At 33.8% G+C, this 17,506-nt stretch carries 15 protein-coding genes; 11 read left to right on the top strand and 4 right to left on the bottom strand.

Annotated features, from left to right (window positions below):
- The first annotated feature begins 1 nt into the window (after position 1).
- From FGM02_RS04930 to FGM02_RS04880, 11 genes are all read left to right on the top strand, one after another.
- Entirely contained in the window at positions 2–2,281 is a 2,280-nt protein-coding gene (locus tag FGM02_RS04930; RefSeq protein ID WP_139957201.1) for an inorganic phosphate transporter, read from the top strand.
- Positions 2,282–2,381: 100 nt separating this feature from the next.
- Positions 2,382–3,119, top strand: coding sequence for a 3'-5' exonuclease (locus FGM02_RS04925; protein ID WP_139957200.1), 738 nt, complete (start codon positions 2,382–2,384; stop codon positions 3,117–3,119).
- 80 nt (positions 3,120–3,199) lie between these two features.
- Positions 3,200–3,529 carry an MGMT family protein gene (locus tag FGM02_RS04920; protein WP_139957199.1) on the top strand — a complete coding sequence of 110 codons (330 nt, stop codon included), beginning with the start codon at positions 3,200–3,202 and terminating at the stop codon, positions 3,527–3,529.
- A 134-nt stretch (positions 3,530–3,663) separates the two neighbouring features.
- Complete coding sequence (locus FGM02_RS04915) at positions 3,664–4,797, top strand: Mrp/NBP35 family ATP-binding protein (RefSeq protein WP_139957198.1); 1,134 nt, start codon at positions 3,664–3,666, stop codon at positions 4,795–4,797.
- A gap of 11 nt (positions 4,798–4,808) precedes the next feature.
- Positions 4,809–5,054, top strand: coding sequence for a NifU family protein (locus FGM02_RS04910; RefSeq protein ID WP_139957197.1), 246 nt, complete (start codon positions 4,809–4,811; stop codon positions 5,052–5,054).
- Positions 5,055–5,156: 102 nt separating this feature from the next.
- On the top strand, positions 5,157–5,924 hold the full coding sequence (locus FGM02_RS04905) for a DUF3108 domain-containing protein (protein ID WP_139957196.1): 768 nt from the start codon (positions 5,157–5,159) through the stop codon (positions 5,922–5,924).
- A 47-nt stretch (positions 5,925–5,971) separates the two neighbouring features.
- The gene (locus FGM02_RS04900; RefSeq protein ID WP_139957195.1) at positions 5,972–7,228 is read left to right on the top strand and encodes a peptidoglycan DD-metalloendopeptidase family protein; all 1,257 of its coding nucleotides are present in this window, start codon (positions 5,972–5,974) and stop codon (positions 7,226–7,228) included.
- Between the two features lie 12 nt (positions 7,229–7,240).
- Complete coding sequence (gene pgi, locus FGM02_RS04895) at positions 7,241–8,797, top strand: glucose-6-phosphate isomerase (RefSeq protein ID WP_139957194.1); 1,557 nt, start codon at positions 7,241–7,243, stop codon at positions 8,795–8,797.
- A gap of 179 nt (positions 8,798–8,976) precedes the next feature.
- Positions 8,977–9,402, top strand: a complete 426-nt coding sequence (locus tag FGM02_RS04890) for a hypothetical protein (RefSeq protein ID WP_139957193.1) — start codon at positions 8,977–8,979, stop codon at positions 9,400–9,402.
- A 16-nt stretch (positions 9,403–9,418) separates the two neighbouring features.
- Positions 9,419–10,162 (top strand): lysophospholipid acyltransferase family protein, encoded by a 744-nt coding sequence (locus FGM02_RS04885; RefSeq protein ID WP_139957192.1) that lies wholly within the window; start codon positions 9,419–9,421, stop codon positions 10,160–10,162.
- Positions 10,163–10,189: 27 nt separating this feature from the next.
- The gene (locus tag FGM02_RS04880; RefSeq protein ID WP_139957191.1) at positions 10,190–11,182 is read left to right on the top strand and encodes an acyl-ACP desaturase; all 993 of its coding nucleotides are present in this window, start codon (positions 10,190–10,192) and stop codon (positions 11,180–11,182) included.
- Between the two features lie 35 nt (positions 11,183–11,217).
- Here the strand turns inward: FGM02_RS04880 and FGM02_RS04875 are convergent, their stop codons facing one another.
- The 4 genes from FGM02_RS04875 to FGM02_RS04860 are packed head-to-tail and all read right to left on the bottom strand — an operon-like array spanning position 11,218 to position 17,448.
- On the bottom strand, positions 11,218–12,087 hold the full coding sequence (locus FGM02_RS04875; protein WP_139957190.1) for an aldose 1-epimerase family protein: 870 nt from the start codon (positions 12,085–12,087) through the stop codon (positions 11,218–11,220).
- Between the two features lie 10 nt (positions 12,088–12,097).
- Positions 12,098–12,877 carry an amidohydrolase gene (locus FGM02_RS04870; protein ID WP_139957189.1) on the bottom strand — a complete coding sequence of 260 codons (780 nt, stop codon included), beginning with the start codon at positions 12,875–12,877 and terminating at the stop codon, positions 12,098–12,100.
- Complete coding sequence (locus tag FGM02_RS04865; protein ID WP_139957188.1) at positions 12,862–14,022, bottom strand: methionine aminotransferase; 1,161 nt, start codon at positions 14,020–14,022, stop codon at positions 12,862–12,864. The genes FGM02_RS04870 and FGM02_RS04865 overlap by 16 nt, the downstream gene beginning before the upstream one ends.
- A gap of 51 nt (positions 14,023–14,073) precedes the next feature.
- Positions 14,074–17,448, bottom strand: a complete 3,375-nt coding sequence (locus FGM02_RS04860; protein ID WP_139957187.1) for a proline dehydrogenase family protein — start codon at positions 17,446–17,448, stop codon at positions 14,074–14,076.
- Positions 17,449–17,506 lie beyond the last annotated feature (58 nt).

The raw sequence follows: 17,506 nt of genomic DNA, 5'->3' as shown, positions 1-17,506 counted from the left end.
TATGGATAATATATACTTATTAATGATCATTGCTTTGGCTATTCTAGCTGTTGCAGATTTAGTTGTGGGTGTTAGTAATGATGCGGTGAATTTTTTGAATTCTGCCATTGGATCTAAAGCAATATCATTTAAAACAATTATGATTGTTGCCAGTCTTGGGGTTGCTATTGGAGCCATTTTTTCAAGTGGAATGATGGAAGTTGCTAGAAAAGGAATCTTTAATCCTGGTGAGTTCTATTTCAATGAAATCATGATCATCTTTATGGCGGTAATGATTACAGATATATTACTATTAGACTTTTTTAATACTTTGGGAATGCCAACTTCAACAACAGTTTCTATTGTTTTTGAATTGTTAGGTGCTGCTGTTGCCATGGCTTTGATAAAAATTGGAGCTGACAATGGAAGTATTTCTGATGTTGTGAATTATATCAATACCGACAAAGCAACTGAAATTATTTTAGGTATTCTTCTCTCGGTCGTCGTTGCGTTTTCTGTTGGAGCGCTCGTTCAATGGGTGTCTCGAGTTTTACTTTCTTATGATTTTGAAAAGAAAGCAAACTGGGTAGGTGCTTTGTTTGGAGGTTTTGCTTTGACAGCAATTACTTATTTTATTTTTATGAAAGGATTGAAAGGAACTTCCTATGCAAAAGAATCTTTTGATATTCTTGGAGGAGGTACTATGAAAGACTTTTTAGAAACACAAGTTTTAGGGATTGTAGTGGTAAGTTCTATATTTTGGTCAGTTTTATCATATGTTTTGATTACTGCTGCAAAAATTAATATTTATAAAATTATTATTGTTGTTGGTACTTTTGCTTTGGCTTTGGCCTTCTCTGGAAATGACTTGGTAAACTTTATCGGTGTGCCTATGGCAGCTTACAATTCTTATGAAGCTTTTATTGCTTCTGGGGCTTTGCCAAATGAGTTTTCTATGGAAATTTTAGCAAAGAAAGTTCCTACAAACAACTGGTTGTTGTTAGGTGCCGGATTGATCATGGTATTGACTTTATGGTTCTCTAGCAAAGCTAAAAATGTGGTAAAAACATCTTTAGATTTATCTAGTCAAGGTGCGACTAAAGAGCGTTTTCAACCAAATTTCTTGTCAAGAGGATTTGTAAGATTTGCAATTGGTGTTGGGCAAGTAGCTTCATATGTATTGCCAGATGCTGCACAAAAGAAAATAGACAAACAATTTGAACGTCCAGTAGTTGTTTTGTCTAAAGAAAAAGTACATGAATTACCGGCTTTTGATACAGTAAGAGCAGCGGTAAACTTGATGGTTGCTGCAGTATTAATTTCTATTGCAACATCTTATAAATTACCATTATCTACAACCTATGTTACATTTATGGTGGCTATGGGTACTTCTTTGGCAGATAGAGCTTGGGGTTCTGATAGTGCTGTTTATCGTGTAGCCGGAGTGTTAAATGTAATTGGTGGATGGTTTTTCACTGCGTTTAGTGCCTTTACAGCAGCAGCTTTTGTAGCGTATTTATTAAACTTAAACTTAGAGCTGATGTTCCCGTTATTATTGGTAATTGCTTTTGGTTTGATTTTAAGAAACTATATGGCTCACAATAAAAAAGCGAGACAGGTAAAAGCGGAAGATCAATTGAATTTAGCTGAGAGCACTTCTGTACAAGGTGTTATTCAAGAAAGTGCTGCGAATATTGCTTCTGTAGTAAAAAGAGGAAATAAAATTTATAGCAATGCAATTAAAGGTTTGGCAAAACAAGACCTTGCATTGTTGAAAAAGAATAAAAAAAGTATTGAAAAATTATCTGAAGAGGTAGATGAATTGAGAGATAATATTTTCTACTTTATCAAAAATTTAGATGATTCAAGTGTGGTGGCAAGTAATTTCTATATCAATATTTTAAGTTACTTACAGGACATGACACAGTCTTTAGAGTTTATTGTTCGTGCTACAAACAAGCATGTAAACAACAATCACAAAAAACTAAAGATCAGTCAGATCAAAGAATTGAAGCAAGTTGAAGAAGTTTTAGAAGCTTTGTTTGAAAACACTAGAATGGCTTTCGAATCAAAATCATTTGACAAAATAGGTGATGTTTTAAATGACAAAGAAATCTTTGATATCTTATCTGAAAAAATTCAAAAGCAAATAGAAAGAACTCGTACCGAAGAATCAAGTCCAAAGAATACAACTTTGTATTTTGGATTGTTGTTAGAAACAAAAGATTTAACAACAGGTACCATGAATTTATTACAAGAATATTACGAAGCGCACCAAAGCTCTTCAGATGTTGTTGAATAAATAAATGAACTATCAAGAAAAACCGTTTAAAGAAATTTAAGCGGTTTTTTTGTTTGAATACTTTTCCTAAATATGCTTATATTTAAAAGAAAAATTGGATATGAACTTGTCAGTAGCTAAAGAAAATGTACTGTTTCTTGATATAGAAACCGTACCAGAATTTGAAACGTTTCATGAACTTTCAGAGATTAAAAAAGAACTTTTCAGTCAGAAAACGGCCTATCAAAGAAAGCCTAAAAATGAAAGTGAGGAAGAAATTTTACCTGAAGACTTTTATGAACGCGCAGGTATTTGGGCAGAATTCGGAAAAATTGTTTGTATATCTGTTGGGTATTTTGTGAATACGAATGCAGCTGTTTCTTTCCGTGTAAAATCTTTTTACGGAGATGATGAAGCCAAATTATTAAATGAATTTAGGGACCTGTTAGATCAGCATTTTAGCAAACCCCAACACTTGCTTTGTGGTCATAATGGCAAGGAGTTCGATTTTCCTTTTATTGCACGTCGAATGATTGTCAACAGAATTAATTTACCTCAAAAATTAAATTTATTTGGGAAAAAGCCTTGGGAAGTTCCGCATTTAGATACGCTAGAATTATGGAAGTTTGGAGATTATAAGCATTATACATCTTTAAAATTATTAACCAATTTGTTAGAAATTCCTTCTCCAAAAGATGATATTGATGGGAGTCAGGTAGCGGCAGTGTATTACAAAGAAAAAGATGTAAAAAGAATTGCTAATTACTGTGAAAAGGATACGGTAGCGGTGGCTCAGTTATTTCTTCGGTTCAATAATGAAGATTTGTTGACAGAAGAAGATTTAGTGATTGCGGAGTGAATTTAAATTTTGGGTTTTAACTGTTTAATTCTTAGTTTTACTCAATACTCAATACTCAATACTCAATACCCAATACTCAATTGAAAACAGAACCTAATTTTTTTGAAAAGTCTTATGAAGTCGCTAAGCTAATTCCACACGGAAGAGTGACCAGTTATGGTGCTATTGCAAAATATTTAGGTGCGGCTAGGTCGGCTAGAATGGTAGGTTGGGCTATGAATGCTTCTCATGGCGATTTGTCCATTCCGGCACATAGAGTGGTGAATAGAAAAGGTTTGTTAACGGGTAAGCATCATTTTGAAGGAACCAATTTAATGCAACAACTATTAGAAAGTGAAGGGATTGTGGTTGTTGAAAATCAAATTCAAGATCTTTCGACGGTTTTTTGGGATCCAAATTTAGAGTTGTAGACTTTGTGTTTTAAGAGAATTTAAAAAGCGATAGTTTAAAAAGTGCTGCTTATGACCTTATCAAGAATAATTATAGACAAGGGTGTTTTTCTAAAGTTTTCCTAGTATCTTTGTGCTCATAAATTATTGAAAATATGAGCATCCAAAAAGAAGCCGTCAATAAGGCTTTAGATACGATTACAGCACCGGGAGAAGGAAAGAGTTTGGTAGAAAATAACAATGTGAAAAACATTGTTATTTTTGGAAATGAAGTGGTTGTTGATGTTGCAATTGGCAATCCAACATTACAGGCTAAGAAAAAAATGGAAACTGAAATTTCAAATGTAATTTTGGAAAAAGTTTCAGGTGAAGCCCTTGTAAAGGTGAATGTATCTACAAAACCTGTTGAGAAGAAGAAAAATCCGAATGAAATAAAAGGTGATAAGTTACCTGGAATTCAAAATATCATTGCTATTGCTTCTGGAAAAGGTGGGGTAGGTAAATCTACCATCACCGCAAATACAGCTGTAACATTGCAAAAAATGGGCTTTAAAGTAGGAGTTCTTGATGCAGATGTTTACGGTCCTTCTATGCATTTAATGTTTGATGTGGCAAAATCGAAACCTGTTTCGGTAAATGTAGATGGGCGTTCAAAAATGAAACCTATTGAAAGCTACGGAATAAAATTATTATCACTAGGTTTTTTTACAAATCCTAACGAAGCTGTTATTTGGAGAGGACCTATGGCTTCAAAAGCATTGAACCAAATGATTTTTGATGCTGATTGGGGAGAGTTAGATTTCTTGTTAATTGACTTACCTCCAGGAACGGGTGATATTCATTTATCAATAGTTCAGGCATTGCCTATTACAGGAGCTGTTGTGGTTAGTACTCCTCAAAACATCGCTTTGGCAGATGCTAAAAAAGGAGTTGCGATGTTTCAACAAAAAAACATCAATGTCCCTGTTTTAGGAATTGTAGAAAACATGAGTTATTTTACACCTGCTGAATTACCAGACAATAAATACTATATCTTTGGACAAGATGGTGCTAGAAATTTAGCGGAAGATATTGAGACTGCATTTTTAGGTGAAGTTCCTTTGGTACAAAGTATTCGTGAATCAGGAGATGTAGGGCATCCAGTTGCATTGCAACAAAATACACCGTTGGAAAATGCTTTTAGTGAAATCACTAAAAATATGTTGACCCAGTTGGTGAAAAGAAATGAAGATTTACCAGAAACAGAAGTGGTAAAAATTACAACTATGAGTGGTTGTTCTACTAAATAATGAGTGTTACTATGGAGATACAAGAATTGACAAGTGTTGTAGAAAAAGCGTTGGAAGAAATTCGTCCGTTTTTAATTTCTGATGGAGGTAATATTTCTTTGGTTTCTATTGAAGATGATATTGTTAAAGTGAAATTAGAAGGTGCTTGTGTAGGGTGTTCAATCAATCAGATGACCCTAAGAAATGGGGTTGAAGCTTCTATTAAAAAGTATGCTCCTCAAATTAAAAAAGTAATAGATATTAGTAGCGTTATTTAATGCTTCTTCTAAATATTTTCACAAAAGCTTAACGTATATATCGTTAAGCTTTTTTATTTTTGGCACTGTAGTTGTTTTTTCGAAAACATATTCAATTCTATTATGAAAAAAATCTTACTTGTTTTAGTGTTTCTTTTAGCTAAAGGGCTTTCTGCTCAAGAAAAAAAATTAGCATTTGATAAAGGAGAATGGTTAAAATATAGAATTCATTACGGAATTGTAAACGCAGGTTATGCAAGTCTTACCGTAGATGAAGTTAAAAATAAAGAGAAAGATTTATTTCATTTTAAAGGAAAAGGATGGACCACCGGAATGGCGAGTTGGTTTTTTAAAGTTCGAGACACTTATGAATCCGTAGTAGATAAGAAATCACAATTGCCAATTCATTTTATTAGAAGAGTTGACGAAGGTGGGTATATTATTAATAGAGATACTTATTTTGATCACGAAAAAAAAGTAGCCCGCATTGAAGATCACAAACACAAAACAAAAAAAGAAATTGCAGTATACGGTGTTCAAGATATGATTTCTGCATTTTATAGTTTGCGAAATGAAGATATTGACTCACTTGCAATTGGAGATAGTGTTGAATTGGATATGTTCTTTGATGCTGAAAAATTCCCATTCAAATTAAAATATTTAGGAAAAGAAACCTTGAGTACTAAATTTGGAAAAGTAGAATGTTATATGTTGCGTCCTTTGGTTCAGTCGGGAAGAGTTTTTAAAGCCAAAGAAAGTTTAACACTTTGGGTATCTTCGGATGCCAATAAAATACCCATCAGAATTAAAGCTTCTTTAGCTGTTGGTTCTATCAAAGTAGATTTACATCAATACAAAGGATTGTCGCATCCATTTCACATTATTTTGTAAGAAATATCGTAAATTCGCAGCTACAAATTTTACAAAATACTTATCCTTTGAAACATTTTCTTATCCTTGTTAGTCTTGTTTTTTTCATAAGCTCTTGTGGAGGAGGAAATAATGACAAAAAACCTGAAAAACAAAAGGAAGAGGTAAAGCCTGTAGTTCCTAAGCCGGTGTATAAGTTTGGTTATAAACTTAAAGATTTTAAAGTTGTAAAAGATACCGTAGAACACGGTGAAAGCTTCGGTGAAATATTAGACAGACATCATATTTGGTACCCTAAAGTATTAGAAATATCAAAAAAAGTAAAAGGAATATTTGATGTTAGGAGAATTAGAGCTGGAAAACCCTACATGGTTTTAGCAAGTAAAGATTCTACCGAAAGAGCACAGGTTTTTATTTACCAACACGATTTGATCAATTATACAGTAATCGACTTTAAAGATTCTCTAATTGTTGCAGAAAAAATTCAAAAACCAATTAAAATTGTTGAAAAGACAGCCTCTGGCGTTATTACAAGTTCGCTTTCTGAAGCTTTGGACCAACAAGGAATAAATGCTGTTTTAGCCAACGATTTATCTGAAATATATGCTTGGGCAATTGACTTTTTTAGGTTGCAAAAAAACGATAAATTTAAAGTTATTTACGAACAGAAATATATAGACGACACGATTTCTGCTGGGATAGGACGCGTAAAAGCAGCCTATTTTGAACATGGTGGAAGTCCGTTTTATGCATTTAAATATGTCTCCGATTCTATTACTGGAATTGAAGAGTATTATGATGAGAATGCAAAACATTTAAGAAGAGCTTTTTTAAAGGCACCTTTAAAATTTAGTCGAATATCTTCTCGGTATAATTTAAAAAGAAAAATTGCGTACTACGGTCGTGTAAGACCTCATAAGGGAACCGATTTTGCAGCTCCTGTTGGGAGTCCAATTATGAGTACAGCAAATGGTCGTGTTATAGAATCAAGATACAAAGGAGGGAATGGAAATTATGTAAAAATTCGTCACAATTCTACCTATTCAACCCAGTACTTGCATATGAAAAGCCGAAAAGTAAAAGTAGGGCAATATGTGAAACAAGGAGATGTAATTGGTTATGTGGGTATGACTGGGAATACTTCAGGACCTCATGTTTGTTATCGATTTTGGAAAAACGGTGTTCAAGTAGATCCTTTAAAACAAAAATTGCCCGCAGCAGAGGCAATGAAAAAAACAATAAAACCACATTATTTAACACATATCAAATCTATCAAAGAATCTTTGGATCAAATTGGGTATGAAAATGTGGAAGTAACAAATTAAAACAAGCGTAAGATGGCATTAAAAAATGTAAATCCAACAACAACAGAAGCATGGGCAAAATTAGAAGCTCATTTTGCTGAAATTAAAGACACGCACTTAAGAAGTTTATTTGCGGAAAACGAAAATAGAAAAGAAGAATTCAACATAAAATTTAACGATTTTGATGTAGATTTTTCTAAAAATAGAATTGACAGCAAAACCTTAGAGTTATTAGTAGAGTTGGCTGATCAAGCTGAGTTGAAAGATGCCATTTCAAAATATTTTGGAGGCGCTAAAATAAATGCTACAGAAGGAAGAGAAGTACTACATACCGCTTTACGTACTTCTAAAGAAGTATTGGTAGATGGTGAAAATGTAGTAGAAGATGTACAAGCAACTTTAGCCAAAATTGAAGGTTTTACAAACAAGGTAGTTTCTGGAGATTGGAAAGGTTATACAGGGAAATCAATTACTGATGTTGTAAATATTGGTATTGGAGGATCTGACTTAGGACCTAGAATGGTGGTTGATGCTTTGCAGTATTACAAAACACCGTTAACAACACATTTTGTATCCAATGTGGATGGTGATCATGTTTCTGAAATAATTAAGGATTTAAACCCTGAAACAACCTTGTTTTTAATTGTTTCTAAAACCTTTACAACACAAGAAACAATTACAAATGCAATGACGATCAAAGAATGGTTTTTACAGTCGGCAACAGAAGCTGATGTAGCGAAACATTTTGCTGCGGTTTCTACAAATGCAGAAGCTGTTGCTAGTTTTGGAATTGATGCTGACAATGTTTTCACGATGTGGAACTGGGTTGGTGGTCGTTTTTCTTTATGGAGCGCCGTAGGGGTATCTATTAGTTTGGCTGTTGGTTTTGATAATTTTAAAGCTTTATTAGACGGAGCTTCAGATATGGATTCGCATTTTGAAACTGCTTCTTTTGAAGAAAATATTCCTGTAGTATTGGCCTTGTTAAGTATTTGGTATAACAATTTCTTTGGTGCTGAAACAGAAGCAATTTTACCTTATTCACAATATTTAGAAAAATTGACTCCTTATTTACAACAAGCTATTATGGAAAGTAATGGAAAAAGTGTAGATAGAAATGGAGATGCTATTGATTACCAAACCGGAACAATTGTTTGGGGAAGTACAGGAACCAATATGCAGCATGCTTTTATGCAGTTGGTACACCAAGGAACCAAATTAATTCCTTGTGATTTTATTGGATATGAGGAGTCTTTATACGGAAAAGAAGAGCATCATAACAAATTGATGTCTAACTACTACGGACAACAAGAGGCCTTGTCTAATGGAAAAACCAAAGAAGAGGTGATTGCGGAAGGAAAAACAAGTGAAAGTGTAATTCCTTTCAAAGTGTTTGCGGGTAACAAGCCAAGTAATTCAATTCTAATTAAAAAATTAACACCTAAATCTTTAGGAAGCTTAATTTCTATGTACGAACACAAAATTTTTGTACAAGGAATTATTTGGAATATTTATAGCTACGACCAATGGGGAGTAGAATTAGGAAAAGTGATGGCGAATAAAATTTATGCTGAAAAGTACAATTCGTAATCGGATAATATAATTTTTAAAAAGAGGCTCCTAAATTTAGAAGCCTCTTTTTTTTTGAATAAAGCGCTGTTTGCCAACCTCAAAATATACAGCCTACAAAGTGATGTAGATTGAATAGATTCGTTAGCTTGTGAAAAAATCTTTTTAGTACATTTGCAGCAAATAAATTATTTGAAATTATGAAAGAAGTACATTCGTATTGGGCATACCTAGTTTTAGCCGTTTTAGTTATTGCTGTTGTAAATGCAATTATTGGTTTAACCTCTAAAAAAGAATTTCAAGCAAAAGATTTAAGATTAGGCTTGTTTACCTTGATTTTCTCTCATATTCAATTGTTAATTGGGTTGGGATGGTATTTTATGTCTCCTTTATATAAAGCGACAAAAGTAACTGGTTTTGGTAACATGATGAAAATACCACAAAGTAGATTGATATTGGTAGAGCACCCTTTAATGATGCTTATAGCAATTGCTTTAATTACTATTGGCTGGTCTAAACATAAAAAACAAACAGAAGCTGCTGCAAAATTCAAGACTTTTGCTATTTTTTACGGAGCGGCGCTAGTCCTTATTTTAGCTCGTATTCCTTGGGGTCAGTGGTTGTAAAATAAAACGATTGTCAATGCAGATTTTAAAGAAAATTATTTCTTACCCGCTTTCAGTACTTCATTATCTGATTTTCGGTTTTTTTATTAGCTTGTTTCATCCAATTCAATGGTTTACATTGAAATTTTTTGGATATTCAGCACATAAAAAATCTGTAGATTATTTGAATTATTTTTTGTTGTGGAGTCTGTATGTCTTAGGAACAAAAATTGAGTTTGTCAATACACATAAAATACCTAAAAATGTACCGCTGATTATTGTTTCCAATCATCAAAGTGCAAATGAAATTTCACCAATTTCTTGGTATTTACGAGACACACATCCTAAATTTGTTTCTAAAATAGAATTAGGAAGTGGAATTCCAAGTGTTTCTTTTAATTTAAAACATGGAGGTTCAGTCTTAATTGATCGAAATGATCCAAGACAAGCTTTAAGTGAATTGGCCAAATTCGGAAAAAGCTTAGAAAAAAATAATTGGTCGGGGGTTATTTTTCCAGAAGGGACAAGAAGTAAAACAGGAGAACCGAAACGTTTTTCTGAAAACGGTTTGAAACTTTTAGTGAAATATGCACCTTCAGCTTATATACTTCCTTTAACAATAAACAACTCTTGGAAATTAGTTGCCAACGGAAGTTTTCCTTTAGGATTGGGAGTGAAAATGAAATTAGAAGTACATGAACCAATTGCTGTAAATTCAATGAGCTTTGAGGATTTATTTCAAAAAGTGGAGAAAACCATTAAAAACTCTGTAACTTTGTAAATTGCAGGTAATTTAAAATACTATTTGATGTCTATAAAAAACGTAAGAAAGGAAGTGATGTTGTCACTTGAGAAGGATATAGAAACAACTTTTGGGAAGTTTTTAATTCCGCCAGAAGAAATTTGGCAACCTACAGACTTTTTACCAAACCCACAATCAGATAGTTTTATTGAAGAGGTAAAGGAAATTAGAGAATTGTCTAAAGAGTTAGACAACGATTTTTGGATTTCTTTAGTAGGAGATATGATTACCGAAGAAGCCTTACCAACCTATGAATCTTGGTTATTAGATTTGGATGGTATCGACCAACATGGAGAGCAAAAAGGATGGTCTAGTTGGATTCGTCGTTGGACTGCCGAAGAAAATAGACATGGGGATGTACTGAATAAGTACATTTATTTATCAGGTCGTGTAAATATGCGTGAAGTAGAAATTACAACACAGCATTTGGTAGCAGATGGTTTTGATATTGGAACGGCTAGAGATCCTTATAAAACATTTGTATATACTAGTTTTCAAGAATTAGCAACTTATGTTTCTCATAACAACGTAGCAAAAATTGCACGTAAAGCAGGAATGAAAGGTTTGGCTAAAATGTCCAAAATTATTGCAGGTGATGAAATGAGACACCATTTGGCGTATGTAGAATTTATTCGTCAAATTTTTGCAGTAGATCCTAGCGAAATGATGCTAGCATTTTGTGACATGATGAAACATAAAATTGAAATGCCAGCCATGTATTTAAGAGAGTCTTTTGAGAAGAAAGCTAGTTTATTTGACAGGTTTTCTGACGTAGCTCAAAGATCAGGAGTATATAGCGCTTATGATTATATTGATATTTTAGAAAAATTGAACAAAGCATGGGCAATTGATCAATTTAGAGATTTAACTCCAGAAGCAGATAAAGCAAGAACATATTTAATGCGTTTGCCAGATAGAATGAGAAGAATTGCAGAAAGAATTGTAGTTCCAGATACAGAATATCAATTTAAATGGATGAATCCATTGGTTGTAAAATAATTTAAAAAAGGCTCTCAGATTATGAGAGCCTTTTTTTATAGATGTATTTCAATAGAATAGGAAGCTGTAAATGTTTTTCCTTTTTCAAGTGAAATTATTGCTTCCTTGTTTTCAATTTTTTGATCGCTATCCACGCTATCAGCAATTCCTAGCCAAGGCTCTATACAAACAAAAGGAGCTTTTGCTTTTGACCAAATTCCTAACATAGGAAAATCTGCATAACGAAGGGTAACCAATTTTCCTTCATTTTTGTGGATAAGGCTTACTTTTTTCGAGTTCATTTTTTTAAACACTAGCGCATCTTTTTCAAAGCTATTAGCATCTAGTTCTATACTATTGCTATTGTTTAGGCAGGGTTCCGTTGTGTTGGAAATAAGGCCGTTTTCAATAAGGTGAATGACTGCATTTTCCGTTTTTTCAAATTCCAAAGTGCAGTTTTCAAAACTTTCATTTGGGTTTTCTAAGGAACATTTAAAAGCAGGGTGTTCTCCAATTGAAAAATAAAGTAGGTCACTTCCTGTATTTTTTACTTTATGTTCTATGGTAATCGTATTCTTATCTATTTTATAAGTATTGATAATTTCAAAATGAAAGGGGTATACTTTTAGACTTTCGTCGCAACTTTTTAAAGAATAAGAAAGTGAGTTGGCTGTTTTGTTGATCAGTTTTATCGCATTACTTCTTCTATAAAATCCGTGTTGAGGAAGTGTGTATTTTTTACCCTGATAAAAATATTCGTCGTTTTTAAAGCGACCAACAAAAGGAAATAAAATGGGTGCTTGTCCGCCCCAGTAGGTTGGGTTTCCTTCCCATAAATACTGTTTTCCGTTGGCAATAATACTGGCTAATTCAGATCCCGTATCTTTTATTTTTATTTCTAGAAACTCGTTTTTTAAACTATTCATGTTTTTTTGTTTATGAGAATTCAAATGTATCCCGATCGTTTAGGAATTGAAATTTTTGTCTTGTGTTTTCTATATGTTTTTTGCTAAGACTTACCGTTAGGGTTTCTTTTTTGTTTTCAGAAATACTACCTACAGTTTCTCCGAGTGGGTCTAAAACTTGTGAATGTCCTGGATATTCATAGTTATTGGCATCGATGCCTATTCTATTTACCCCTGCTACATAGCATAAATTTTCAATAGCTCTGGCTTTTAGTAAGGTATCCCAACCCGTAATTCTTGGTTTTGGCCAGTTGGCAGTATAAATTGCCAAATCGTAAAATTCGGTATTTCTAGACCAAACAGGAAAGCGCAAATCGTAACAGACAAAAGGAGCAATTTTCCAACCTTTGTACTCAAAAATTAAACGGTTTTCTCCTGCGGTATAAATCTTGTCTTCACCAGCTAAACTAAACAAATGTTTTTTGTCGTAATGCACCATAGCTCCGGTTGTGTGTACAAAAATGAATCGGTTGTAATAGTGCCCTTTTTCCTCAATAATTAAACTTCCTGCAATTGCAGTGTTGTTTTCTTTGGCTGTTTTTTGCATCCATTGTATGGCTGAACCATTCATTGTTTCTGCAGCTAGTTGAGGCTCCATGTCGAAACCTGTAGAAAACATTTCAGGAAGGATAATTAAATCCGTTTTTTCATTTAGAGAAGTGATCATTTTTGAAAGCTCTTTTAAGTTTTCAGCAATGGCTCTCCATTGGGTGTCATTTTGGACGAGGGTTATTTTTAGTTGATCTTGCATAATAGGTCAGCAGCTTTTTTTAAGGTTTCATCTTTTTTCGCAAAACAAAATCGCAAGGTTTTTGGGTCTATGGCGTTTGTGTTAAATGGTGAAATAGGAATAGAGGCAATTTTGTGTTCTTTCACCATGCGTATGGCATAATCTACATCGTGTTCTTGGGTAATATTTGTATAATCTAACAATTGAAAATAGGTTCCTTTGCTAGGGGTGAATTTAAATTTGGATCCTTTTAAGTTGTCTAAAAATAAATTTCGTTTGTTCTGGTAAAAATTATTTAACTCAAGATAATGTTGCGGTTCTTTTAAATAATTGGCAATTGCTTTTTGAAAAGGATGACTTACACAAAAAACGGTAAATTGATGTGCTTTTCTAAACTCGTGCATCAATTCTTTAGGAGCCAAACAATAGCCAACTTTCCAACCAGTAATATGAAATGTTTTTCCAAAGGAAGAAGCAATAATGGCGCGTTCTTTTAAATAGGGATACAAACAAGCACTTTGGTGCGTCTGACCATCGTAAATAATATGTTCGTATACATCGTCACACAATAACAAGATGTTGGTTCCTTTTAAAATTTCCTGCAAGGCTAGTAGGTCTTTTTTTTCTAATAAGGTCCCTGTGGGGTTGTTAGGCGTGTTGATGATGACCATTTTTGTTTTCGAGGAAATTTTCTTTTTGAATTCTTCCCAGTCCACTTTATAGTCAGGAGATTTTAATTGTACGTAAACGGGTATGCCTCCATTGATTTCAATGGCGGGTTCGTAACAATCAAAACAAGGTTTTAACAATACTACTTCATCGCCTTTATTTACAAAAGTAGAAATGGCTGTATAAATAGCTTGCGTAGCTCCAGAAGTAATGGTAATCTCAGATTCTGGACAGTAATATTGATTGTATAGTTTTGAGAATTTTTCTGAAATAATTTCTCTTAGTTCTGCTATTCCTGCCATGGGAGCATATTGGTTAAGTCCCGAAAGCATCGCTTTATTTACTTCTTCAACTAATTTTTTAGGGCTTTCAAAATCAGGAAATCCTTGCGATAAATTAAGAGCACCTTGCTCTTTGGCAAGCTTGCTCATTACAGTAAAAATAGTGGTTTTTACAGAAGGTAACTTCGATGGAAATTGAGAAGGAGAAAACGCCATTAGAATATATTTCTTGTAAAGATATATATTTCTACAGCATTTTTTTAGCAGCTATTCGCTTTTCACGCCCATACAATTTCCATAGCGATGGTAATTAATGGATTGATTTTGTTCTTTTAAATAATTTAAAAATTCATAGCGACCATAATTGCTTGGTTTTTCTGAATAAATAGGTATAAAAGCATTGTGGCACATGCGTAAAAAGTCGTCACTAATCCGTTCATAGTTCAAAACTCTTACAACCGTTTCATGATTTAATTCTGGTAAAAGTTCTCGCCAATTATCCAATTTTTTTACTTCAAAAGGATAGGTGATTTTTGAGAAGCTTTCATTAGTGTATAGCACACATGCTACTTCTAAAATTTCAGCGATGAGTTTTACTCGGGTCACACATTCAAAACTGACATGATTGTCAAGGCAAATAATAATTTTTTTGGGTTTTAGAAAACGGTTTTTGTTATGTTGTCCCCTTAGTTTGGAATAATCAATTGACTTGGAAAAATATGTGTTGTATGCTTTTTTATAATCCTCACTGATTTCTGAAGGAGATATAGATTTTTCTTTTCTTCGAAGGAATTGTAAGACATAATTTGGACCACCAGCTTTCATTCCAAATCCGAAACTAGAAGCTTTAATCCCTCCAAAAGGTTGCCGTTCTACAACAGCACCTGTAGTAGGTCTGTTTACATATAGGTTACCTGCTTTGATGTTTTCTGTCCAATACGAAACTTCTTGGGGGGCTAGACTTTCTAAACCACTCGTTAATCCGTAGTCTACGCCGTTGGCTATGTGTATCGCATCTTTTAGGTCTTTTGCTTTTATGACCGCTAGGATAGGTCCAAAAAGTTCGTTTTGATATTCATAATCCTCGGTGGTAACTCCCCACTTAATTCCTGGAGTAAGACTGTATTTGCCAATAATTTTGGGCTTTACCAACCAAGCTTCATCAGGTGTTTTTTTTATGGATTTTAATAATTTGTCTGAAATTTCTACAGCCAACGGGCCTATATCAGTTGCAAAGTCCCAAGGGTTTCCGTGGACTTTACTTTCTGTACAGTCTCTTAATAATTCTTTAAAATTTTCATCCTGAAAAACCTCTTCTTCTAGTATTAACAAAGAAGTTGCAGAGCATTTCTGACCTGTATTTCCAAAAGCTGATTGTACTACATTTTTTATAGCCTGTTCACGATCTGACATGGCAGTAATAATGGTCGCATTTTTACCACCTGTTTCTGCAAATAATTTAAGCTTCGGCGTGCGGTCTAATAGGAAACGTGCCGTATCTGTTGAGCCCGTTAATATAATTGCGTCAAATACGGTATGGTCTGTTAAAAAGGGATCTAAGGTGTTTTCTTTGGCAGGTAAAAAGGCAAAAGCACTTTTAGGAATTCCAGCATCCCACAAGCATTTTGAGATTAAATAAGCACAGGCTGCGGCATTTTGTGAGGGTTTTAAAATAACTCTTTTTCCTGCAGCTAAAGAAGCTAACACGCCTCCAATAGGAATGGCGAGTGGAAAATTCCATGGAGATAAAACTAAATTTATTCCAGAAGCTTCGTAAGGAATTTCATTTTGATCGAGAGAATTTTGTACATAATAATTGGCGAAATCTATGGCTTCAGAAATTTCTACATCAATTTCTGGTACTGTTTTCCCTAATTCAGTAATAGCAACACCAATTAAATCGGCTCTGTTTTTTTCTATTTCTACAGCGGCTGCCCTTAAGATTTCAGCTCGTTTTACAGCTGTTATTTCTTGCCATGAAGATTGGCCGTCAATGACCATTTTGTAATCATAATAATCAGCAAGTTCATAAGCCCAAGGAGCCACGCCGTTCCATCCAGATAATTTTAAAAGTTCGCGTTTTTTTTCAGGTAAGTCGGCAACAATTGGAATTTTACTTTGTATGATTTGGTTTGGAGCTTGCCAACGGGTTTTCATTTCTGAAATCCAGGTTCTATTTTGTTTTAAAGTCCAGTCGGTATTAGGCGTATTTTTAAATTCTATTTGCGGTAAAATTGGGTCAGTTGCTCGGTTCTGATTTCTGTTTGGAAGTTCTTGAACTTTGGGTATTTTGGTAACTGAATCTATAAAATGTTGTTGCAAGGTATTCCATTTTTTAGAACCTGTTTTTAACTGAAAACCTTCTTTTAAAAAATTACCGGGCTGAGTTCCTTCATCCAGCCTTCTTACCAAATACGCCATAGCGCTGTTGTAATTTTTTTCTTTGACAATAGGGGTATATAAAACAATATGAACTTTTTGCTTTAGCAGTTCAGCCACGGTTTCATTGGCCATTCCTTCAAGCATTTCAAAATCTATATAAGATTCAATATTTTTTTCTTGTACAATTTGAAGGGCAAATGCCAAATCGAAAATATTGTGAGAAGCCACTCCCACATGTAAAGAATTCGCCGATTTAGGATCTAACAAATGACAGATCATCTTTTTGTAATTGGCATCTGTTTCTAATTTGGAATTGTAGGGAGCAAGTGGCCAATTTTCTAAGGCTGCTTCCGTTCTTTCCATCTCTAAATTCGCCCCTTTTACCAAGCGTACTTTTACAGGAGATCCTCCATTTTTAAATCGTTCTTGTGCCCAATTTTGTAATTCTTGCATGGCAAAAAAGGAATCGGGTAGGTAGGCTTGTAGTACAATACCTGCTTTTAAGTGTTTGAATTCAGGTTTGTTTAGGGTGTTTATAAAAGTAGCAACGGTAAGTTCTAAATCGCGATATTCTTCCATATCAAGATTGATAAATTTTTGCTGACCTGTTTCTTTTTCAATACGAAGGGCTTCTGTATAAAGAATGGAGAGTTTTTCAACCAAAAGATTGACCGTTTCATTAAAGGCCAAAGGTTTTAGCAAAGAACAAATAGTAGATATTTTGATGGAAATATAATTGACGTTGTTTTGATTTAATAAATCAACATAGTTTTCAATTCTTCTATTGGCTTCTTCTTCCCCTATTAAAGCTTCCCCAATTAAATTTATATTTAGAGTACGGTTGTTAGAATTTCTGTTTTTTAAATGGTTTTTTAAGGTAGATGTGCCCACGAAAAATAGAATAGGCCGAGTGACTTTTTTTATTTGTTGCAGCATTAATGGAATGCTGATAAATGCTATTTTATGTGCAAATAATTTAAATAGCTTGATGAGTATTAGCTCCTTTTGATTAAAAACTTTTGTGTAGTTCGAATTTCGTTTTAGTATGGAAAGTACAAATGATGCGATACGTTTTCGGTTTTTAGACCTGAAGGATGCATCCATCAATCGGATCAAAAATACTTTTGATTTTGGGCTCTCAATTAAGGGGCCTATTCTTTTTGAAAAAAGGTTGGATTTTGCTTGTTCCTGTGGTTTTTGGAGTATTTGGGCTAACTCAATACTTTTTTCAAGCTGTTCTGTGTTGACTTTTATGGGCATACTGTTGAGGTTAGTCGGTGAACCATTACTTAAAGAGGTAGAATTTACAGAATAATAT

The sequence above is a fragment of the Flavicella sediminum genome (assembly GCF_006381105.1).
Lineage (GTDB): Bacteria > Bacteroidota > Bacteroidia > Flavobacteriales > Flavobacteriaceae > Flavicella > Flavicella sediminum.
This window is presented reverse-complemented; position numbering and strand designations above follow the sequence as displayed.

Excerpts from the sequence above, each read along its gene's own strand:
- FGM02_RS04930 (WP_139957201.1), top strand. The coding sequence starts at position 2 with ATGGATAATATATACTTATTAATGATCATTGCTTTGGCTATTCTAGCT.
- FGM02_RS04925 (WP_139957200.1), top strand. The coding sequence starts at position 2,382 with ATGAACTTGTCAGTAGCTAAAGAAAATGTACTGTTTCTTGATATAGAA.
- FGM02_RS04915 (WP_139957198.1), top strand. The coding sequence starts at position 3,664 with ATGAGCATCCAAAAAGAAGCCGTCAATAAGGCTTTAGATACGATTACA.
- FGM02_RS04910 (WP_139957197.1), top strand. The coding sequence starts at position 4,809 with ATGGAGATACAAGAATTGACAAGTGTTGTAGAAAAAGCGTTGGAAGAA.
- FGM02_RS04905 (WP_139957196.1), top strand. The coding sequence starts at position 5,157 with ATGAAAAAAATCTTACTTGTTTTAGTGTTTCTTTTAGCTAAAGGGCTT.
- pgi (WP_139957194.1), top strand. The coding sequence starts at position 7,241 with ATGGCATTAAAAAATGTAAATCCAACAACAACAGAAGCATGGGCAAAA.
- FGM02_RS04890 (WP_139957193.1), top strand. The coding sequence starts at position 8,977 with ATGAAAGAAGTACATTCGTATTGGGCATACCTAGTTTTAGCCGTTTTA.
- FGM02_RS04885 (WP_139957192.1), top strand. The coding sequence starts at position 9,419 with ATGCAGATTTTAAAGAAAATTATTTCTTACCCGCTTTCAGTACTTCAT.
- FGM02_RS04880 (WP_139957191.1), top strand. The coding sequence starts at position 10,190 with ATGTCTATAAAAAACGTAAGAAAGGAAGTGATGTTGTCACTTGAGAAG.
- FGM02_RS04875 (WP_139957190.1), bottom strand. The coding sequence starts at position 12,087 with ATGAATAGTTTAAAAAACGAGTTTCTAGAAATAAAAATAAAAGATACG.
- FGM02_RS04870 (WP_139957189.1), bottom strand. The coding sequence starts at position 12,877 with ATGCAAGATCAACTAAAAATAACCCTCGTCCAAAATGACACCCAATGG.
- FGM02_RS04865 (WP_139957188.1), bottom strand. The coding sequence starts at position 14,022 with ATGGCGTTTTCTCCTTCTCAATTTCCATCGAAGTTACCTTCTGTAAAA.
- FGM02_RS04860 (WP_139957187.1), bottom strand. The coding sequence starts at position 17,448 with ATGCCCATAAAAGTCAACACAGAACAGCTTGAAAAAAGTATTGAGTTA.